Genomic DNA, 18,718 nt, shown 5'->3' with positions numbered 1-18,718 from the left:
AGCGTATGAAGCTCATCCGTCGCAGCGCCGCGCCAACCAATCCGCTTGGCGCTGCGGCGGAAGCATAGGGGGGAGAACTGTTACCCATGTATCCGGTTCAAAGTGTTACCCATCTATCGGCTGGACAGCGCGAACATCACTCGACGATCGCAATGGCAAAGCCGTCATAGCCCTTGGCGCCGACCGTCTGGATGGCGGTGCCATCCAGGCGCTTGTCGCCGCCGATGAACGAGAATGCCGCCCGGGCGCCTACGACATTGGCGTCATGGCCATCCCCTTCTAGCACCGCGCCATCACGGATGACATTGTCGCAGATGATCACGGTCCCCGGCCGCGAAAGCCGCATGGCCCAGGACAGATAGTTCGGGTTGTTCGGCTTGTCGGCGTCGATGAAGATGAGATCGAACGGCCCGGCATTTTCTGCGCCTAGCGCGGCAAGCGACTGAAGCGCCGGCCCGACCCGCAGGTCCACCCGTTCCGACACACCTGCCCGTTCGAAATTCGACCGCGCGACGCCGGCGTGATGCGGGTCGAGTTCAAGCGTCACGATCTTGCCGTCCATGGGCAAGGCCCGCGCCATCCAGATCGTGGAGTAGCCGCCCAGCGTGCCGATTTCGAGAACCTTCTTCGCGCCCTGAATGCGCGCAAGAAGCGCAAGCAGCTTGCCCTGCGCCGGCGAGACGTCGATCGCTGGCAAACCCTGGTCACGGTTGGCCGCCAGAACCGCGTCGAGGGCGGGATCTGCGTCGAACAGGGCATCAACAATGTAGTCGTCGACAGCAGCCCAGGTCTTCTTGCTCATCGCTTTTCCTCCGATCCATTGAAAGCCAACACGCGAAAAGAGCGCCGCTTGGGTTGCGGGTCGGAAAGCTGCCATGAATACCAACAAACAAAAAGGCCGCCGGGTTGCCCCGACGGCCTTGTTGCCTGAGATGTCTTACGTTTTCTGGCGCAATTCCGGACGGAAAACCGTTTTACACTTTTCCTGGAATTGCTCCGCCGCGCTTACTGCGCGGCGGTTGTCATATCGGCCAGCATCGGCTCGGCGACTTCCACACCGGAGGCCTTGCGGCGCTCGTCGATGATCAGTTCGTCGCGCGAGGTGGCGATGCGCCGGATCTGGCTCATCGTGCCGCCGGTACCGGCCGGGATCAGCCGGCCGACGATGACGTTTTCCTTCAAGCCCTGCAGCATGTCGGTCTTGCCGGCAACCGCGGCTTCCGTCAGCACCCTGGTCGTCTCCTGGAAGGAGGCGGCCGAGATGAAGGACGGCGTCTGCAGCGAGGCCTTGGTGATGCCGAGCAGCACCGGCTGGCCTTCGGCCGGCTTCTTGCCGTCCTCGATCAGGCGCTCGTTGACCTCTTCCAGTTCGATCACGTCGACGTGGTCGCCCGGAATGTAGGTCGAGTCGCCCTGCGTCGTGATCTCGACCTTCTGCAGCATCTGGCGAACGATCACCTCGATGTGCTTGTCGTTGATCGACACGCCCTGCAGGCGGTAGACCTCCTGGATCTCGTTGACGAGGTAGGACGCAAGCGCCTCCACGCCCTTGATCGCCAGGATGTCGTGCGGCGCCGGATTGCCGTCGAGGATGTAGTCGCCCTTCTCGATGACGTCGCCGTCCTGGAGATGGAACGGCTTGCCCTTCGGGATCAGGTATTCGACAGGCTCAAGCGTCGAGTCATGCGGCTCGATGATGATGCGGCGCTTGTTCTTGTAGTCGCGGCCGAAGCGGATCGTGCCATCGATCTCGGCGATGATGGCGTGATCCTTCGGACGACGTGCCTCGAACAGCTCGGCAACACGCGGCAGACCACCGGTGATGTCCTTGGTCTTGGCGCTTTCCATCGGGATACGCGCCAGAACGTCGCCGGGACGAACCTGCGCACCCGGCTCGACCGAGAGAATGGCCTCGACCGAGAGCAGGAAGCGGGCATCGCCACCCTTCGACAGCTTGCCGACCTTGCCCTTGGCGTCCTGGACGGCGATCGCCGGCTTCAGATCGTTGCCGCGCGGCGTCGAACGCCAGTCGATGACCTCACGCTTGGTGATGCCGGTCGACTCGTCGGCCGTTTCCTGCACGGAAATACCGTCGACCAGATCCTCGAACGCCACCTTGCCCTCGATTTCGGTGAGGATCGGGCGGGTGTAGGGATCCCACTCGGCGATACGCTGGCCGCGCTTCACCTTGTCGCCATCGTCCACGAAGATGCGCGAGCCATAGGTGACACGGTGCGTGGCGCGCTCCTTGCCGGCTTCGTCGAGGATCAGCACCGCCATGTTGCGGCCCATGACCATCTGCTGGCCGTCGGAGTTGCGCACCACGTTGCGGTTGCGGATCTCGACCTTGCCCTCATAGGAGGCTTCAAGGAACGAGCTATCCACCACCTGCGCGGTACCGCCCATGTGGAAGGTACGCATGGTGAGCTGGGTGCCCGGCTCGCCGATCGACTGCGCCGCGATGACGCCGACGGCTTCACCCTGGTTGACCGGGGTGCCGCGCGCCAGATCGCGTCCGTAGCAGACCGCGCAGACGCCAACCCTGACCTCGCAGGTCAGTGCCGAGCGGATGCGGACCGACTGGACGCCGGCCTTTTCGATCTGCTCCACGTCACGCTCGTCCATCAGCGTTCCGGCCTTGACCAGCAGGTCGCCGGTCACCGGATGGTTGATGTCGTCGAGCGCGGTGCGGCCCAGCACGCGCTGGCCGACCGAAGCGACGACCTGACCGGCATCGACGATCGGCTGCATGGTGAGGCCCTTGTCGGTGCCGCAATCCACGGAGTTGACGATGCAGTCTTGCGCCACGTCGACCAGACGACGGGTGAGGTAACCCGAGTTCGCCGTCTTCAAGGCGGTGTCAGCCAGACCCTTGCGGGCGCCGTGGGTCGAGTTGAAGTACTCGAGCACGGTCAGGCCTTCCTTGAAGTTCGAGATGATCGGCGTCTCGATGATTTCACCCGACGGCTTGGCCATCAGGCCGCGCATGCCGGCGAGCTGGCGCATCTGGGTGGGCGAGCCACGCGCACCGGAGTGCGACATCATGTAGATCGAGTTCATCGGCTTCTGACGGCCATTGTCCTCGAACTCGACCGCCTTGATGCGGGCCATCATCTCGTCGGCAACCTTTTCCGAGCACTTGGCCCAGGCGTCGACGACCTTGTTGTACTTCTCGCCCTGCGTGATCAGGCCGTCATTGTACTGCTGCTCGTATTCCTTGGCCAAAGCCTCGGTGTCGGAGACCAGCTTGATCTTGGTGTCCGGGATCAGCATGTCGTCCTTGCCGAACGAAATGCCGGCACGGCAGGCGTGAGCGAAACCGAGCGCCATGATGCGGTCGCAGAAAATGACCGTCTCCTTCTGACCGCAATGGCGGTAGACGGTGTCGATCATCTTGGAGATGTTCTTCTTTGTCATCTCCTGGTTGGCGGTCTCGTAAGGCACATTGACGTTCTTCGGCAGAAGCTCGCCGATGATCATGCGGCCAGGCGTGGTGTCATGGATCTTCGACACGACCTTGCCTTCGGCGTCGACCGTGCGGAAACGACCCTTGATCTTGGCGTGCAGGGTCACCGCCTTGGTCTCGAGCGCGTGCTGGAGTTCGCCCATGTCGGCAAACACCATGCCCTCGCCCGGCTCGTTCTGGTTGACGATCGAGAGGTAGTAAAGACCGAGAACCATGTCCTGCGACGGCACGATGATCGGCGCACCGGAAGCTGGGTGCAGGATGTTGTTGGTCGACATCATCAGCACGCGGGCTTCAAGCTGCGCTTCCAGGGACAGCGGCACGTGGACCGCCATCTGGTCACCGTCGAAGTCGGCGTTGAAGGCCGTGCAGACCAGCGGATGCAGCTGGATCGCCTTGCCCTCGATCAGGATCGGTTCGAACGCCTGGATGCCGAGACGGTGCAGCGTCGGCGCGCGGTTCAGCAGAACCGGGTGCTCGCGGATGACCTCGTCAAGGATATCCCAGACTTCCGGACGCTCCTTCTCGACCAGCTTTTTCGCCTGCTTGACGGTCGAGGAGTAACCCTTGGCGTCGAGACGGGCGTAGATGAAGGGCTTGAAGAGTTCGAGCGCCATCTTCTTCGGCAGGCCGCACTGGTGCAGCTTGAGCTCCGGACCGGTGACGATGACCGAGCGGCCGGAATAGTCGACGCGCTTGCCGAGCAGGTTCTGACGGAACCGGCCCTGCTTGCCCTTCAACATGTCGGACAGCGACTTCAGCGGACGCTTGTTGGCGCCGGTGATGACGCGGCCGCGACGGCCGTTGTCGAACAGCGCATCGACGGCTTCCTGCAGCATGCGCTTTTCATTGCGCACGATGATGCCGGGCGCGCGCAGTTCGATCAGCCGCTTCAGACGGTTGTTGCGGTTGATGACGCGGCGATAGAGGTCGTTCAGATCGGACGTGGCGAAACGTCCACCATCCAGGGGAACCAGCGGGCGCAGGTCCGGCGGGATCACCGGAACCACCTTCATGATCATCCATTCCGGACGGTTGCCGGATTCCATGAAGTTCTCGACGACCTTGAGCCGCTTCAGATACTTCTTCTGCTTCAGCTCGGAGGTGGTCGATGCCAGTTCCGAACGCAGGTCGCCGGCGATCTTCTCCAGGTCCATGCCGGCCAGAAGGTCATGAATGGCCTCGGCGCCGATCATGGCGGTGAACGAATCCTCGCCATACTCGTCGACGGCGATCATGTATTCTTCCTCGCTGAGCAGCTGGTGCTCCTTCAGCGCGGTCAGGCCAGGCTCGGTGACGATGTAGTTCTCGAAGTAGAGGACGCGCTCGATGTCCTTCAGCGTCATGTCGAGCAGCGTGCCGATGCGCGAGGGCAGCGACTTCAGGAACCAGATATGGGCGACGGGAGCGGCGAGCTCGATATGGCCCATGCGCTCGCGACGAACGCGCGACAGCGTGACTTCGACGCCGCACTTCTCGCAGATGACGCCCTTGTACTTCATGCGCTTGTACTTGCCGCACAGGCACTCATAGTCCTTGATCGGGCCAAAAATGCGTGCGCAGAACAGACCGTCACGCTCCGGCTTGAAGGTGCGGTAGTTGATGGTCTCCGGCTTCTTGATCTCGCCGAACGACCAGGACAGAATCTTCTCAGGGCTGGCCAGTGAGATCCGGATGGAATCGAACACCTGCGCAGGCGCCTGCGGATTGAAGAGATTCATGACCTCTTGGTTCATGCCGTTCTCCTTTTCGGGGTCCTCGAAAACCCCTTGCATCTAACGCGGACCAAACGCCCGCCGTCTTTGTCGGCCACTGGCCGTCGAATTCGTTTGGCGCGCCGCAACTTGTGCGGCGCGCCGTAGCCTTACTCGGCTGCGCCTCTATTCGGCAGCATCTGGCAGCCGGACAGGGTTGTCGTCGAGCTTGGTGTTCTCCAGCTCGACATTGAGGCCGAGAGACCGCATTTCCTTGACGAGCACGTTGAAGCTCTCCGGGATGCCGGCCTCGAACGTGTCGTCGCCGCGCACGATCGCCTCGTAGACCTTGGTGCGGCCGGCGACGTCGTCCGACTTCACCGTCAGCATTTCCTGCAGCGTGTAGGCGGCGCCATAGGCTTCCAGCGCCCAGACCTCCATCTCGCCGAAGCGCTGGCCACCGAACTGCGCCTTGCCGCCCAGCGGCTGCTGGGTAACGAGCGAGTACGGACCGATCGAACGCGCGTGGATCTTGTCGTCCACCAGGTGGTGAAGCTTGAGCATGTAGATATAGCCCATCGTCACCTTGCGATCGAACGGCTCGCCGGTGCGTCCGTCATAGAGCTGCGACTGACCGCTGGTGTGCAGGCCCGCCTGCTCCAGCATGATGTTGATGTCAGCCTCGTGCGCGCCGTCGAACACCGGGGTCGCGATCGAGACGCCGCGGCGCATCTGCTCGCTGAGGCGAACGATGCTCTCGTCGTCATACTCGCGGATCGGCTCGTTGCGGTCATTGGCCGGCATGAAGCTCTCGAGCGTCTTGCGCAGCGGCTTGATGTCGCCGGCCGCCTTGTACGTGTCGATCAGCTCGCCGATCTTCTTGCCCATGCCCGCGCATGCCCAGCCCAGATGCGTTTCCAGGATCTGGCCGACATTCATGCGGCTCGGCACACCCAGCGGGTTGAGCACGATATCGGCATGCGTGCCGTCCTCGAGGAAAGGCATGTCCTCGACCGGAACGATGCGCGACACGACACCCTTGTTGCCGTGACGGCCGGCCATCTTGTCGCCCGGCTGCATCTTGCGCTTCACCGCCACGAAGACCTTGACCATCTTCATGACGCCCGGAGGCATTTCGTCGCCGCGCTGGACCTTCTCGACCTTGTCCATGAAGCGCTGTTCGAGCGCCTTCTTGGAGTCGTCGTACTGGCCACGCAGGGCTTCCAGTTCGCTCTGGAGCTTTTCGTTCTCCACGGCAAACTGCCACCACTGCGAACGCGGATACTCGTCGAGCGTATCCTTCGACAGCGTCGAACCCTTCTTGAAGCCCTTCGGTCCGGCAATCGCTTCCTTGCCGACGAGCACGTCGGAAAGACGCGCGTAGACGTTGCGGTCCAGAATGGCCTGCTCGTCGTCGCGGTCCTTGGCGAGGCGTTCGATCTCCTCGCGCTCGATCGCCATGGCGCGCTCGTCCTTCTCCACACCGTGGCGATTGAACACGCGCACCTCGACGACGGTGCCGAAGGTACCCGGAGGCATGCGCATCGAGGTGTCGCGCACGTCGGAAGCCTTTTCACCGAAGATGGCGCGCAGAAGCTTCTCTTCCGGCGTCATCGGGCTTTCGCCCTTCGGCGTGATCTTGCCGACCAGGATGTCGCCCGGCTGCACTTCCGCACCGATATAAACGATGCCGGCTTCATCGAGGTTCTTCAGCGCTTCTTCCGAAACGTTCGGAATGTCGCGCGTGATTTCCTCCGGACCGAGCTTGGTATCGCGCGCCATGACTTCGAACTCCTCGATGTGGATCGAGGTGAAGACGTCGTCGGCGACGATGCGCTCGGAGAGCAGGATCGAGTCCTCGTAGTTGTAGCCGTTCCACGGCATGAACGCGACCAGCACGTTGCGGCCGAGCGCCAGATCGCCGAGCTCGGTCGACGGACCGTCGGCGATGATGTCGCCCTTGTTGACCCGGTCACCCATACGCACCAGCGGACGCTGGTTGATGCAGGTGTTCTGGTTCGAACGCTGGAACTTCATCAGCCGGTAGATATCGACGCCGGACTTGCCCGGATCGAGATCTTCCGTCGCGCGGATAACGATACGCGTCGCGTCCACCTGATCGACAATGCCGCCGCGGCGGGCACCGATGGCAGCACCCGAGTCACGGGCAACGATCGGCTCCATGCCGGTGCCGACGAACGGCGCCTCGGCGCGCACCAGCGGCACGGCTTGACGCTGCATGTTCGAGCCCATCAGAGCGCGGTTGGCGTCGTCGTTTTCCAGGAACGGGATCAGGGCCGCGGCCACCGACACCATTTGCTTCGGCGACACGTCCATCAGGTCGACGTTTTCGCGCGGCGCCATCATCACTTCGCCGGCACTGCGGCAAATGACGAACTCGTCGACGAAGCCGCCATTCTTGTCGAGCTCGGCGTTGGCCTGCGCGACATGGTGTTTGGCTTCTTCCATCGCCGAGAGATAGACGACGTCATTGGTCAGCTTGCCGTCGACGATCTTGCGGTACGGGCTCTCGATGAAGCCGTACTTGTTGACGCGTGCGAAGGTGGCCAGCGAGTTGATCAGACCGATATTCGGGCCTTCCGGCGTCTCGATCGGGCAGATGCGGCCGTAATGCGTCGGGTGCACGTCGCGCACCTCGAAGCCGGCGCGCTCGCGGGTCAGGCCGCCCGGTCCAAGCGCCGAAAGACGACGCTTGTGGGTGATCTCCGACAGCGGGTTGGTCTGGTCCATGAACTGCGACAGCTGCGAGGAACCGAAGAACTCGCGCACGGCGGCAGCCGCCGGCTTGGCGTTGATCAGGTCCTGCGGCATGACCGTGTCGATCTCGATCGAGGACATACGCTCCTTGATCGCGCGCTCCATGCGCAGCAGGCCGACGCGGTACTGGTTCTCCATCAACTCGCCGACAGAACGCACGCGGCGGTTGCCGAGATTGTCGATGTCGTCGATCTCGCCCTTGCCGTCGCGCAGTTCGACCAGCGTCTTGACAACGGCAAGGATGTCTTCCTTGCGCAGAACACGCACGGTGTCCTCGGCCTTGAGCTCAAGGCGCATGTTCATCTTGACGCGGCCGACAGCCGACAGGTCGTAGCGCTCGCTGTCGAAGAACAGCGAGTTGAACATGGCTTCGGCGGTCTCGAGCGTCGGCGGCTCGCCCGGGCGCATGACACGATAGATGTCGAACAGCGCGTCCTGGCGGCTCTCGTTCTTGTCGACGTTGAGCGTGTTGCGGATGTAGGCGCCGACATTGACGTGGTCGATGTCGAGAACCTTGATCTCCTGCTCGCCGGTGCCAAGCAGCACCTTGAGCGTCTTTTCGTCGATCTCGTCGCCGGCTTCGAGGAAGATCTCGCCGGTGGCATAGTTGACTATGTCCTCGGCCAAATAGTTGCCGAGCAGATCCTCGTCGGTCGCCTTGATCGCCTTCAGACCCTTCTCGCCGAGCTGACGCGCCTGGCGGGCGGTGATCTTCTTGCCGGCTTCGACAACGACCTCGCCCGTATCGGCGTCAACCAGGTCGCCGACGGCCTTGAGGCCGCGGAAACGCTCGACGTTGAACGGAATGCGCCAGTGGTCGCCGGCGCGCACATAGGTGATCTTGTTGTAGAAGGTCGACAGGATCTCTTCGCCATCCATGCCGAGCGCCATCAACAGCGACGTCACCGGAATCTTGCGGCGGCGGTCGATGCGGGCGTGCACGACGTCCTTGGAATCGAACTCGATGTCGAGCCACGAGCCGCGATAGGGAATAACGCGCGCGGCAAACAGGAGCTTGCCCGACGAGTGCGACTTGCCCTTGTCGTGGTCGAAGAAAACGCCCGGCGAACGGTGCATCTGCGAGACGATGACGCGCTCGGTGCCGTTGACGATGAAGGTGCCGTTCAAGGTCATGAGCGGCATGTCGCCCATGTAGACGTCCTGCTCCTTAATGTCCTTGATCGACTTGGCGCCGGTATCCTCGTCGATATCGAACACGATGAGGCGCAGCGTCACCTTCAGCGGCGCGGCATAGGTCAGGTCGCGCTGACGGCATTCGTCAACGTCGAATTTCGGTCCTTCGAACTCGTACTTCACGAACTCCAGCATCGAGGAGCCGGAAAAATCGGAGATCGGGAAGACCGACTTGAAAACAGCCTGCAGTCCCTCGTCCGGACGTCCGCCCTTGGGCTCGTCCACCATCAGGAACTGGTCATAGGATGCCTTCTGAACCTCGATCAGGTTCGGCATCTCCGCAACTTCCGGAATCTTTCCGAAAAATTTGCGTACGCGTCTGCGGCCATTGAAAGTCTGGGTCTGGGCCATCGTCGCTCCTTAGCTCTAAACTCGGGACGGGCCTCGCCGCGGCCCGCCTTGCATACCGAGCCGCCTGGGCGGCGGCTCTCTGTCTGTTCTCCGTTCGCCTTTCAGCGGCCGGCCAAAACGGGAGAAAACCCGTTTCCTGAAGGCCGGTTGCGGCCCTCAGGAAAGAGGTTCTCGTACATCTCGCGCTACGCGTCCTCCCTCCAGGCGAAGGGAGTGGCGGACGGCGCGAGGCCGCCCGCCGCTTTTACGCTTACTTCAGGTCGACCTTGGCGCCGGCTGCTTCCAGCTGGGCCTTGAACTTGTCAGCGTCGGCCTTGGAAACGCCTTCCTTGACCGGCTTCGGAGCCGCTTCGACCAGGTCCTTGGCTTCCTTGAGGCCAAGACCGGTGATGGCGCGGACTTCCTTGATGACGTTGATCTTCTGAGCGCCAGCTTCGGTGAGGACGACGTCGAATTCCGTCTTTTCCTCGGCCGGAGCAGCGGCAGCGGCAGCGCCGCCAGCAGCGGCAACCGCCACCGGAGCAGCAGCCGAAACGCCCCACTTTTCTTCCAGAAGCTTCGACAGCTCGGCCGCCTCGAGGACGGTCAGCTTCGAAAGGTCGTCTACGATCTTTGCGAGATCAGCCATTGTTGTATTCCTTCGTTAGGTTCGAACGTGTGTTTTTGATAGCGAGGAACGGCCTCATGCCGCCTCGTCCTTCCGGGCGTAAGCGCCGATGACGCGCGCGACCGAAGCCGCTGGCGCATTGACGATCTGGGCGATCCGGGTTGCCGGCGTGGCGATCATGCCAACCAGCCTGGCGCGCAGCTCATCGAGCGACGGAAGTGTGGCGAGTGCCTTCACACCGTCGGCATTGAGCGAGGTGGTGCCCATTGCGCCGCCGAGAATGATCAACTTATCATTCCCCTTGGCGAAATCGGACGCGACCTTCGGCGCCGCAATCGGATCCTCCGAATAAGCGATCAGCGTCTGTCCCTTGAACAGGTCGATGATCGATGCGGAGTCCGTGCCCTGAAGAGCGATTTTGGCGAGACGGTTCTTCGCGACTTTAACGGTGCCACCGGCGGCGCGCATTTTCGACCGAAGGTCGTTCATTTGCGCGACGGTGATACCGGCATAGTGGGCCACGACGACTGAACCTGCGTTTCCGAACGCTTCGTTCAGGCCCGTGACGAGTTCGCGTTTTTCCGCTCTGTCCACTGCCTATCTCCAGTTGACCCCTGCCCTTATACGAGGACAGGCGTCGGGTTGCCTTTTGCCGGCCGGGCCATCCAGTAACGGATCTCCCGAACGACGCTCGAGGATCCTGCCCCCTTTCGCCACACCGCCGGCAAGCCAACGATGCGCAGACAAAAGGCAAACACGGTTCGAACCTTTCATTGGAGCACTTGCTCCGTTGTCCGGTCTTCACCCGTCTCATGCAGGCCCAATTGAATTAAGGCTTTTGGGCCGCCTGCAATCTCGGACAGGATGTCCGGAAGCCTTTCGACTTCCGGCACCGGGCCCAGGATAAATCCGAGGCCCGGAATTCAGTCACGGATCAGCCTTCCAGCGGCCGATCCAAATGGTCTTAATCAGGACGCAGCGAGCGTCGAGACGTCGAGCTTGAGGCCCGGGCCCATCGTCGAGGTGACCGACACCTTCTTGACGTAGTTGCCCTTGGCGCCAGCCGGCTTTGCCTTGGTCACCGCATCGGCGAAGGCTCGGATGTTCTCTTCCAGCGCCTTGACGTCGAACGAGACCTTGCCGACGCCGGCATGAACGATGCCGGCCTTCTCGACGCGGAACTCGACCGCGCCACCCTTCGATGCCTTGACGGCGGCGGCGACGTCGGTGGTGACGGTGCCGACCTTCGGGTTCGGCATCATGCCGCGCGGGCCGAGCACCTTACCGAGACGGCCGACCAGCGGCATCATGTCCGGCGTGGCGATGCAGCGATCGAAATCGATCGTGCCCTTCTGGACGATGTCGACCAGGTCCTCCGCACCGACGATGTCGGCGCCGGCGGCCTTGGCTTCCTCGGCCTTATCGCCACGGGCGAACACGGCGACGCGAACCGAGCGGCCGGTGCCATTCGGCAGGTTGACCACGCCGCGGACCATCTGGTCGGCATGGCGCGGGTCGACGCCGAGGTTCATGGCGACTTCGACGGTCTCGTCGAACTTGACCGACGAACGGTCCTTGAGCAGCTTCAGCGCTTCACCCAGGGCGTAAGCCTTGTTGGGATCAATGCCTTCGCGGGTCTTCGATACACGCTTTGCAATCTTTGCCATGATCTTAGCCCACCACTTCCAGACCCATCGAGCGGGCGGAGCCCTCGACCATGCGCATGGCCGCCTCGACGTCGTTTGCGTTCAGATCCTTCATCTTGGCGGTCGCGATTTCGCGCACCTTGTCGCGGCCGATCGTGCCGACCTTGAGCTTGCCCGGCTCCTTCGAGCCCGACTTCAGGTTCGCGGCCTTCTTCAGGAAATAGCTCACCGGCGGCGTCTTCATGACGAAGGTGAACGACTTGTCCTGGTAATAGGTGATGACCACCGGAACCGGCGATCCCTTTTCCATTTCCTGGGTCTGCGCGTTGAACGCCTTGCAGAACTCCATGATGTTGATGCCACGCTGACCAAGCGCCGGGCCGATCGGGGGCGACGGCGTAGCCGAACCCGCGGAGACCTGAAGCTTGAGCTGGCCTGCAATTTTCTTAGCCATCTCTTTTCCTGCCTTTGTCTATGCCGGCCCCATCTGGGAAACACCGGCGGTTGCAGTCTGGTGGTGCGGTTCGCGCGGCCGGCTAAAGCCACATTCGCCTCCCACCGTTCTCAGGCCATGCGTTTCCGCACCGCCTCCCCTGAAAGCCAGACCGGCATCAGGGATTTCGGATCAGCCCTTTTCGACCTGTCCGAATTCCAGATCGACGGGCACGGCGCGCCCGAAGATCGAAACTTCCACCTTGAGCCGCGCCCGCTCCTCGTCCACTTCCTGGACGAAGCCGTTGAACGACGCGAAAGGACCATCCGAAACGCGGATCGCCTCGCCGATCTCGAACGTGACCGAGGGCTTCGGCCGCTCGACGCCTTCCTGCACCTGGTTCAGGATGCGCTGCGCTTCCGCCTCGGTGATCGGCACCGGCTTGGAGTCACCGAGAAAGCCGGTGACCTTCGGCGTGTTCTTGACCAGCGAGAAAACGGCATCGGTCAAATTGGCCTTCAGGAGCACGTAGCCCGGGAAGAACTTGCGCTCGGCATCGACCTTGCGGCCACGACGAACCTCAACCACCTTCTCGGTCGGCACCACGATCTGCTCGATATCGGCGGACAGGCCCTTCTGTTTGGCCTTGTTCTCGATGTCCTCGGCGACCTTCTTTTCAAAGTTCGAATAAGCGTGGACGATGTACCAGCGCGCAGCCATTTTTTTAGACTTCTCCGTAGTCGCCGGACTTAGCGTCCAATGCCCAGAATCTGTTCGATCGCGAGGCCCATCAACTGATCGGCGCTAAAGAAAAAGATCATCGCAATCACAGCGAAGGCCAGAACCATCACCGTCGAGATCATCGTTTCGCGCCGCGACGGCCAAGTCACCTTGGCGGTCTCCGAGCGAACCTGCTGGAGAAAGACGAAAGGATTTGTGGTTTTCGAAGCCATATGCCGCTCTGTCTTCAAGACCCGTTGGCCGGGTCCCCTGGATGATCCCGCTGGCCGGGACGTGCCGCCTGAGCCCAGTCTCGCGCCGAATCAGCGCAATCATTTCGCCCATGCAAATCAGACGCGTAAAGCCGGCTTCCCAGCTCCACGCGTCGCGTGTCTGTTCTGTCTACATAAAACCGATTCTTGATCCACGCAAGTGGCAAGTGTCCGCTTTATGACCAAACGCCGCCTCGGAACCATCCAGTCGTTCCGTCCCGGCTATGGCGCCCTTATGCCCCAATCGGGCTAATATGGCAAGCGTGTCGCCGATTTTCAAAGGGCGGTCCGCGGAAATGTCGTTTCAGATGGCCATTTCGGAAAATGGCACGGGCAGCAGGGCTCGAACCTACGACCTGCGGTTTTGGAGACCGCCGCTCTACCAACTGAGCTATGCCCGTATCGCGCGCCTCGGCGCAGCAGGGGCTTCCTAAAAGCTTCCGCGCTGTCTGTAAAGAGTGGTTTGCATGCAAACGCGCCTTCATCCCCTTTGCCAGAAATCGGGATAGGTGACGACCAGCCAGTCACCGTCGATCTCGACTTCGCGCCTGAAGTCGCTGGCGCGCGATTCATAGAGATATCGCCTGCCCTCCTCGAGGCATGTGTAGCGCTGCGGGTTGCTGACGACCGTGAGCGCCGGGAATTCGATGAAGGCGGTTATGATCTCGGCACTTTGCCCGGTGGAAAGCCGCAAGCGGCGGATCGGCAGCGTGTTGGTGAACGGGGTAACGGTGAGATCAGGGTCGATCACGCCCTCCAGTTCAGGCACCGGCAGGCCGTCCCGGAGCCAGTGGCCTTCGCCGTCGGCGGCAAGGACAAGGGTCCGCCCGCTGCCGATCATGTCGACCGTGACACGCCTGGCGTGCCAATTCGCGTCGCATTCTATGCGATAGCGGGCGGCGAAAGGGGTTTGACCGGAGCAGATGACGACGGAGTCGGCCAGGACCTCCCCTGCCCGCTGGCGCAGTTCAAGATGCTCGATACCGGGGCCGTCCCACTCGCGCCAGCGCACGATCTTGAAATCTTCCGACATAGTCCTGCGCTCCGGTGGGGCTGGAAGCTACTTTGTTTCCGGCGGCGTGTACGGTCCTCCAGGCACGCCCCAGCCCCAGGCCGGCATCGGTTCAGTCTCCGGATCGCAGGTCTCGCCGAGATTGGAGTTCATCTTGGCCAGCCGCGATCCCCATTCGACATAGCCCATGAAGGCCGAGCGGAATTCGGGATCGTCGGGCAAACCGACCGCATCGGCGGCATCGGCGAGCAGGTTGATCCAGCGGCGGCGCTTGCTCTTCGGTCAAATGCTTGCCCAGATGATGCATGACCATCTCGCGGTGGCCGCCAAATTTCTCGCTGTAGGTCTTCGGTCCGCCGAACACTTCGCCGATGAAGGCGGCAACATGGACGGGGTGGTCCGGCGACATGGTCTTGAACACCGGACCGACGACCGGGTCCTTTGCGACCTTGTCATAGAAGGTCTGCGTCAGCCGGTTCAGGGCGTCGCTGCCGCCGGCCCATTCGTAGAGTGTCGGAACATCTTTGCGCATGGCGGTAACCTGTCCTCGATCTCCGCAGACGGTAGCGGAAACATCCGGCCGATCTCAACCTGCCTCGATGGCCAGTTCAACACATGGCGCTAAAGTTTGGCCGGCATGTCGGCTTCGGCGTTGGCCGACGGCACGATCCGGCAATTGTCCGGCTTCGGAGCCGATCTGCATATGCCGGCGCCCGTCAGTTCGTCGGCGGACTGGCGCCCGGTCGCCAGCCCGAATTTCAGCATCGTCTCCTGATCGAGCTGCCGTGGAGATGAGGAAGCCTGCATGGCGGCGAACAGGCCAGGCCCGATCGCCATCTCCGTGAGATAGGCCTTTACCTTCTCCTGCAGGCCAGGGGAGCCCACGCTGAGGCGCGCCGCCGGCCCGATGAGGCGCCGGACGCCACCGGCAACCACGATCGGACAGGCCGAAGCACATTCGCCCTCGGATTCGATGGTGAGGCCGGTGTGGACGCCGTCCTTGGCCAGGCACTCCGCAGAGGGATCGCAATCCACGAAATCCGTGTGGGCGACGACGACGTCGAGCTTGCGTTCCCGGATCAGCCTGCCGGCGGCAAGCGCGCCCTCGACATCGCCTCCTTGCGAGCTGATGACGATCGGCAGCCGCCGGCCGGCAATGGCATCTAGCGCCTGGCGCAGTCTTTCCGGCGTCTGCGCGGTGATCGAGCCCTCCGCCGAGATCCATTCCGGACAGTCGGGATTGCACAGCGGGTTGCTGCCGCGGACAAGCACGAAGCGCATGTCCGCCTCCTTCGGCACCGTGGCCTCAGGCGGAGCGGCGGGAGCGGGTTTTGCCTGGGCGGTCGGGAGATTGGCCGGCGTCGCCTCTCGGCCCACCGGTATCTCCCGGCAGTTCGCCGGCATCGGATTTGCCTTGCAGATGGTTGCGGCGGTGAAAAGCTCGACGGTGTCGAGGGAGGTGACGAGGTTCATGTGGAGCATGTTGTCGAGAACCAGCTGATGGATTTCGCTGGCCGGCGTGTTCTTCATCGTGATGAACACGCCTTCGCCTATCCCCATCTCCTGCAAATAGGCCGAGAGCTTCTTCTCGACCGCCTTGCTCATTTCATAGGTCTTGTAGCTGCCCGCGTTCTTGCGGCTGACGATTTTGGAGCTGATGATCTTCTTCTTGCCGTTCACGATCCGGTAGGTGGTCCGGTAGAGCAGCTTCTCGCGCTTGTAGGTGGTGGTGACCTGGTGGACACCGAGATAGGCAAACTCCCCGACCACGCGGCGGACACCTCCGGAAAACATTAGCGGGCAAGCGGAATTGCACATGGCGCCGTCGTCATAGGCCATGCCGAAATAGTCGGCGCCCTTGCCCTGGTTATCCCGGCAATTCTTCATCTCCGGCTCGCAGCCGGAAAACACCGTCGTGCCGACGGCGATGTCGAGCTTGTTCTTGCGGATCATCTGGCCAAGCGTCACCGCCGCATCGACATTGCCGCCGGGGGAATTAACGACCACCGGCAATTGCCGGCCTTTGAGCGCCTTGAGCGTGCGCTTGAACAGCGACGGCGTGCCCGCCTCGATAGTGCCTTCCGCCGATATCCATTCCGGACAATTGGGCTCGCAGGCCGGCGCATTGCTGCGCACGACGGCGAACCGCATCGGCGGGATGTCCAGCGACTGCTCCTGGGCCTGCGCCGCTGCGACAGGCAGCACCACGGCGGTCAACAGCGCGAGACGGGCCAGTGCCCGCAACCACCATGCCTTCCCATCGAAACAGCGCCCCGGAACCACTCTTCGGCAAGCTCCCGCAATGCAACCTATACTAGTTGGCGCTATGGCGCTTGCAACAGATTTGAGGAGGCGCAGCTCCCAAGCCACGCCAGGTCGGAAACAGTGCGCTAAAGTTTCGGCGGCGTCTTTGCCTCGGCATCCGCCGACGACAGAGCCCGGCAATTGTCGGGTTTTGATGCCGATTTGCAAATAGCGGAGCCTGTCAGCAGGTCCACCGACTGCGGCCCGGTGGTCAATCCAACCCTCAACATCAGCTCGGGTTCGAGCTGACGCTCGACCGAGCGCTGCTCAAGTGCCGCGAATAGACCGGGGTCGATCGCCATCTCCTCCAGGTAGGCTTTGACTATCCGCTTCTGCCCCATTGCGTACATGCTGAGCCGCGCTTTGGGATCGACCAGCCGCTTGACGCCACCGGCAAGCGTGAGCGCGCAGGCTGAATCGCACTCCACTCCAAAATCGCTGATCAGCCCCACATAGGCGCCGTTGTCGGCCGAGCAAGCTCCGCCTGCCGGATCGCAGCCGGTGATGTTGGTGCGGGCGACCGCGACGTCGAGCCTCCGTTCCCGGATGAGCCGACCCACGGTCAAAGCACTGAACAGGTCGCCTCCCCGTGAGCTGATCACGACGGGCAGCCGCCGGTTGCCAAGCATGGCGAGCAAATGGCGAAGCTCCTGCGGGGTCTGAGGTGTGATCGCGCCTTCGGCCGAGATCCATTCCGGGCAGTCGGGATTGCAGAGCGCATCGCTGCCACGAACAAGCACGAAGCGCATCTCCTGCGCTCCGTTTCCTGGCGCTGCCCAGAACGGTTTGGGGGGCGGAGCCTTGGCAGGCTGGGTTGGTGCCGCGTTGGCAGTTTGGGTTGGTGCTGCCTTGACAGGCTGAGTTAGTGCCGCCTCGGCAGGCTGAGTGGGTGCTGCCTTGACAGGCTGCGAAAGTGAGACTTGAGCCGGTTGGGAGGGTGCGGGCTTGGCGTCAATCGCCGCCACGTCGGCCGGCTTAGCGTTTGCAGGGATTTCCCTGCAGTTCGCCGGCGCAGGATTTCGCCGGCATATTCCCGCCCATATCAGTAGGTCGACAGTGCCCTCGCTGGTGACCAACTTCATCGTGGTCATGTCGTCGAGAGCGACTTGGCGGATGTCACCCGCGGGGGTGGCTTTCATGACCTCGAGAACGCCCTGCCCAACTCCCATTTCCCTGAGATAGGCCGACAGCTTTCTCTCAACCACCTTGCTCATCTCGTAGGTCTTGTAGGTGCCGGCGTTCGTACGGCTGACGACCTTGCTGCTGATAATCTTCTTCCTGCCGCGCACAATTCTGTACGTGGTACGATAATAGACCTGTTGGCGTTGGAATGTCGTGGTGATCTGGTGGACGCCCAGATAAGCCCATCGCCCGACCAGGCGTTGGACACCTCCGGCAAACATCAGCGGACAGGCGGAATTACACATGGCACCGCCGTCGGACGCGGTGCCGAGATAGGCGGCGCCCTTGCCGTCGTTGGCCCGACAATCGCTCATCCCCGGCTGACAGCCGGAGAATTTGGTGGCACCGACGGCTACATCGAGTTTGTTCTTGCGGATTATGCGGCCGAGCTGGAGCGCGGCGTCAACGCTGCCGCCTGGAGAATTGACGATAATGGGCAGGTGGCGGCGACCGAGCGTCTTCAATATCTGCCTGAGTTTGGCCGGCGTGCCGGCCTCGATGGCGCCTTCAGCGGAAATCCATTCCGGACAGTTTGGCTCGCAGCCAGCCGCGTTGCTGCGGACGACGGCAAATTGCATCTCCGAGAGACTATCGGACAGAAGGTGCTGAAGGTACCAGGTATCAGGATTCCATGTTCTTGGGTCGGAGGGGTCAGCAGCCCTCGTGGCGGAGGCAGCTATTGCCATAGCGATCACCAGCGCCAGACGAACCAGCCCGCGCCACCACTTTGCGATACTATTTGATCGACGCCCCAAAACCACTCTTGGCAAAAGCCCCCTCGACGCAACCTATAATAATTACGGCAACGGTGCTTGCAATAGCTTCGAAACAACCGCGCGAGACTTGTTCTGCACGGCAAGTAAACGAAAAAGGGCGGCCCGAAGACCGCCCTTTTTCTTCTCGATCCGGCCAATGCCGGTCTCGATTATTCCTTGATGGTGACGACGATGCCGGCACCGACGGTGCGGCCGCCTTCACGGATGGCGAAGCGCAGCTTCTCTTCCATGGCGATCGGCACGATCAGCTCGACATCGACCGTGATGTTGTCGCCAGGCATCA

The 18,718-nt window shown here is 62.1% G+C and carries 13 protein-coding genes, 1 tRNA gene and 1 pseudogene; all 15 read right to left on the bottom strand.

The annotated features are described in order from the left end of the window. Window positions 1-136 precede the first annotated feature (136 nt). Window positions 137-802, bottom strand: a complete 666-nt coding sequence (locus tag CKW40_RS40065) for an O-methyltransferase (protein ID WP_095205118.1) — start codon at window positions 800-802, stop codon at window positions 137-139. 203 nt (window positions 803-1,005) lie between these two features. Beyond that, complete coding sequence (gene rpoC / locus CKW40_RS40060) at window positions 1,006-5,202, bottom strand: DNA-directed RNA polymerase subunit beta' (RefSeq protein WP_095205119.1); 4,197 nt, start codon at window positions 5,200-5,202, stop codon at window positions 1,006-1,008. Window positions 5,203-5,346: 144 nt separating this feature from the next. After that, window positions 5,347-9,483, bottom strand: coding sequence for a DNA-directed RNA polymerase subunit beta (gene rpoB, locus CKW40_RS40055; RefSeq protein ID WP_095205117.1), 4,137 nt, complete (start codon window positions 9,481-9,483; stop codon window positions 5,347-5,349). A gap of 250 nt (window positions 9,484-9,733) precedes the next feature. Then, window positions 9,734-10,111 carry a 50S ribosomal protein L7/L12 gene (gene rplL, locus CKW40_RS40050; RefSeq protein WP_008875658.1) on the bottom strand — a complete coding sequence of 126 codons (378 nt, stop codon included), beginning with the start codon at window positions 10,109-10,111 and terminating at the stop codon, window positions 9,734-9,736. A gap of 54 nt (window positions 10,112-10,165) precedes the next feature. Further along, window positions 10,166-10,684: a 50S ribosomal protein L10 gene (gene rplJ, locus CKW40_RS40045; protein ID WP_027055613.1), complete on the bottom strand. Its 519-nt coding sequence runs from the start codon at window positions 10,682-10,684 to the stop codon at window positions 10,166-10,168. A 374-nt stretch (window positions 10,685-11,058) separates the two neighbouring features. Further along, window positions 11,059-11,757, bottom strand: a complete 699-nt coding sequence (rplA, locus tag CKW40_RS40040; protein WP_010909263.1) for a 50S ribosomal protein L1 — start codon at window positions 11,755-11,757, stop codon at window positions 11,059-11,061. Between the two features lie 4 nt (window positions 11,758-11,761). Then, window positions 11,762-12,190 (bottom strand): 50S ribosomal protein L11, encoded by a 429-nt coding sequence (rplK, locus tag CKW40_RS40035; protein ID WP_095205116.1) that lies wholly within the window; start codon window positions 12,188-12,190, stop codon window positions 11,762-11,764. A gap of 171 nt (window positions 12,191-12,361) precedes the next feature. Continuing rightward, the gene (gene nusG / locus CKW40_RS40030) at window positions 12,362-12,889 is read right to left on the bottom strand and encodes a transcription termination/antitermination protein NusG (protein ID WP_010909261.1); all 528 of its coding nucleotides are present in this window, start codon (window positions 12,887-12,889) and stop codon (window positions 12,362-12,364) included. A 29-nt stretch (window positions 12,890-12,918) separates the two neighbouring features. Next, window positions 12,919-13,122 carry a preprotein translocase subunit SecE gene (gene secE, locus CKW40_RS40025; protein ID WP_010909260.1) on the bottom strand — a complete coding sequence of 68 codons (204 nt, stop codon included), beginning with the start codon at window positions 13,120-13,122 and terminating at the stop codon, window positions 12,919-12,921. A gap of 364 nt (window positions 13,123-13,486) precedes the next feature. Beyond that, window positions 13,487-13,562: transfer RNA gene (locus tag CKW40_RS40020), tRNA-Trp, on the bottom strand. An 80-nt stretch (window positions 13,563-13,642) separates the two neighbouring features. Continuing rightward, window positions 13,643-14,194, bottom strand: coding sequence for a putative glycolipid-binding domain-containing protein (locus CKW40_RS40015; RefSeq protein WP_095205115.1), 552 nt, complete (start codon window positions 14,192-14,194; stop codon window positions 13,643-13,645). A 27-nt stretch (window positions 14,195-14,221) separates the two neighbouring features. Then, window positions 14,222-14,705: pseudogene (locus CKW40_RS40010) on the bottom strand (group II truncated hemoglobin). Window positions 14,706-14,794: 89 nt separating this feature from the next. After that, a complete protein-coding gene (locus tag CKW40_RS40005) occupies window positions 14,795-16,456 on the bottom strand; it encodes a COG3904 family protein (protein WP_095205114.1) in 1,662 nt (553 codons plus the stop codon). A 107-nt stretch (window positions 16,457-16,563) separates the two neighbouring features. Continuing rightward, complete coding sequence (locus tag CKW40_RS40000) at window positions 16,564-18,237, bottom strand: hypothetical protein (RefSeq protein ID WP_244571498.1); 1,674 nt, start codon at window positions 18,235-18,237, stop codon at window positions 16,564-16,566. A 347-nt stretch (window positions 18,238-18,584) separates the two neighbouring features. Beyond that, window positions 18,585-18,718 (bottom strand): EF-Tu C-terminal domain-related protein (locus CKW40_RS39995; RefSeq protein ID WP_477422135.1); only part of this gene is annotated, 134 nt, incomplete at its 5' end.

This window comes from Mesorhizobium carmichaelinearum (assembly GCF_900199455.1).
Taxonomy (GTDB): Bacteria; Pseudomonadota; Alphaproteobacteria; order Rhizobiales; family Rhizobiaceae; genus Mesorhizobium; species Mesorhizobium carmichaelinearum.
Note: the sequence above shows the minus strand (reverse complement) of the source record. Positions and strands in the feature narration are given on the sequence as shown.

Coding starts and splice junctions, on each gene's coding strand:
- CKW40_RS40065 (WP_095205118.1), bottom strand. CDS start 802: ATGAGCAAGAAGACCTGGGCTGCTGTCGACGACTACATTGTTGATGCC.
- rpoC (WP_095205119.1), bottom strand. CDS start 5,202: ATGAACCAAGAGGTCATGAATCTCTTCAATCCGCAGGCGCCTGCGCAG.
- rpoB (WP_095205117.1), bottom strand. CDS start 9,483: ATGGCCCAGACCCAGACTTTCAATGGCCGCAGACGCGTACGCAAATTT.
- rplL (WP_008875658.1), bottom strand. CDS start 10,111: ATGGCTGATCTCGCAAAGATCGTAGACGACCTTTCGAAGCTGACCGTC.
- rplA (WP_010909263.1), bottom strand. CDS start 11,757: ATGGCAAAGATTGCAAAGCGTGTATCGAAGACCCGCGAAGGCATTGAT.
- rplK (WP_095205116.1), bottom strand. CDS start 12,190: ATGGCTAAGAAAATTGCAGGCCAGCTCAAGCTTCAGGTCTCCGCGGGT.
- nusG (WP_010909261.1), bottom strand. CDS start 12,889: ATGGCTGCGCGCTGGTACATCGTCCACGCTTATTCGAACTTTGAAAAG.
- secE (WP_010909260.1), bottom strand. CDS start 13,122: ATGGCTTCGAAAACCACAAATCCTTTCGTCTTTCTCCAGCAGGTTCGC.
- CKW40_RS40015 (WP_095205115.1), bottom strand. CDS start 14,194: ATGTCGGAAGATTTCAAGATCGTGCGCTGGCGCGAGTGGGACGGCCCC.
- CKW40_RS40000 (WP_244571498.1), bottom strand. CDS start 18,237: ATGCAATTTGCCGTCGTCCGCAGCAACGCGGCTGGCTGCGAGCCAAAC.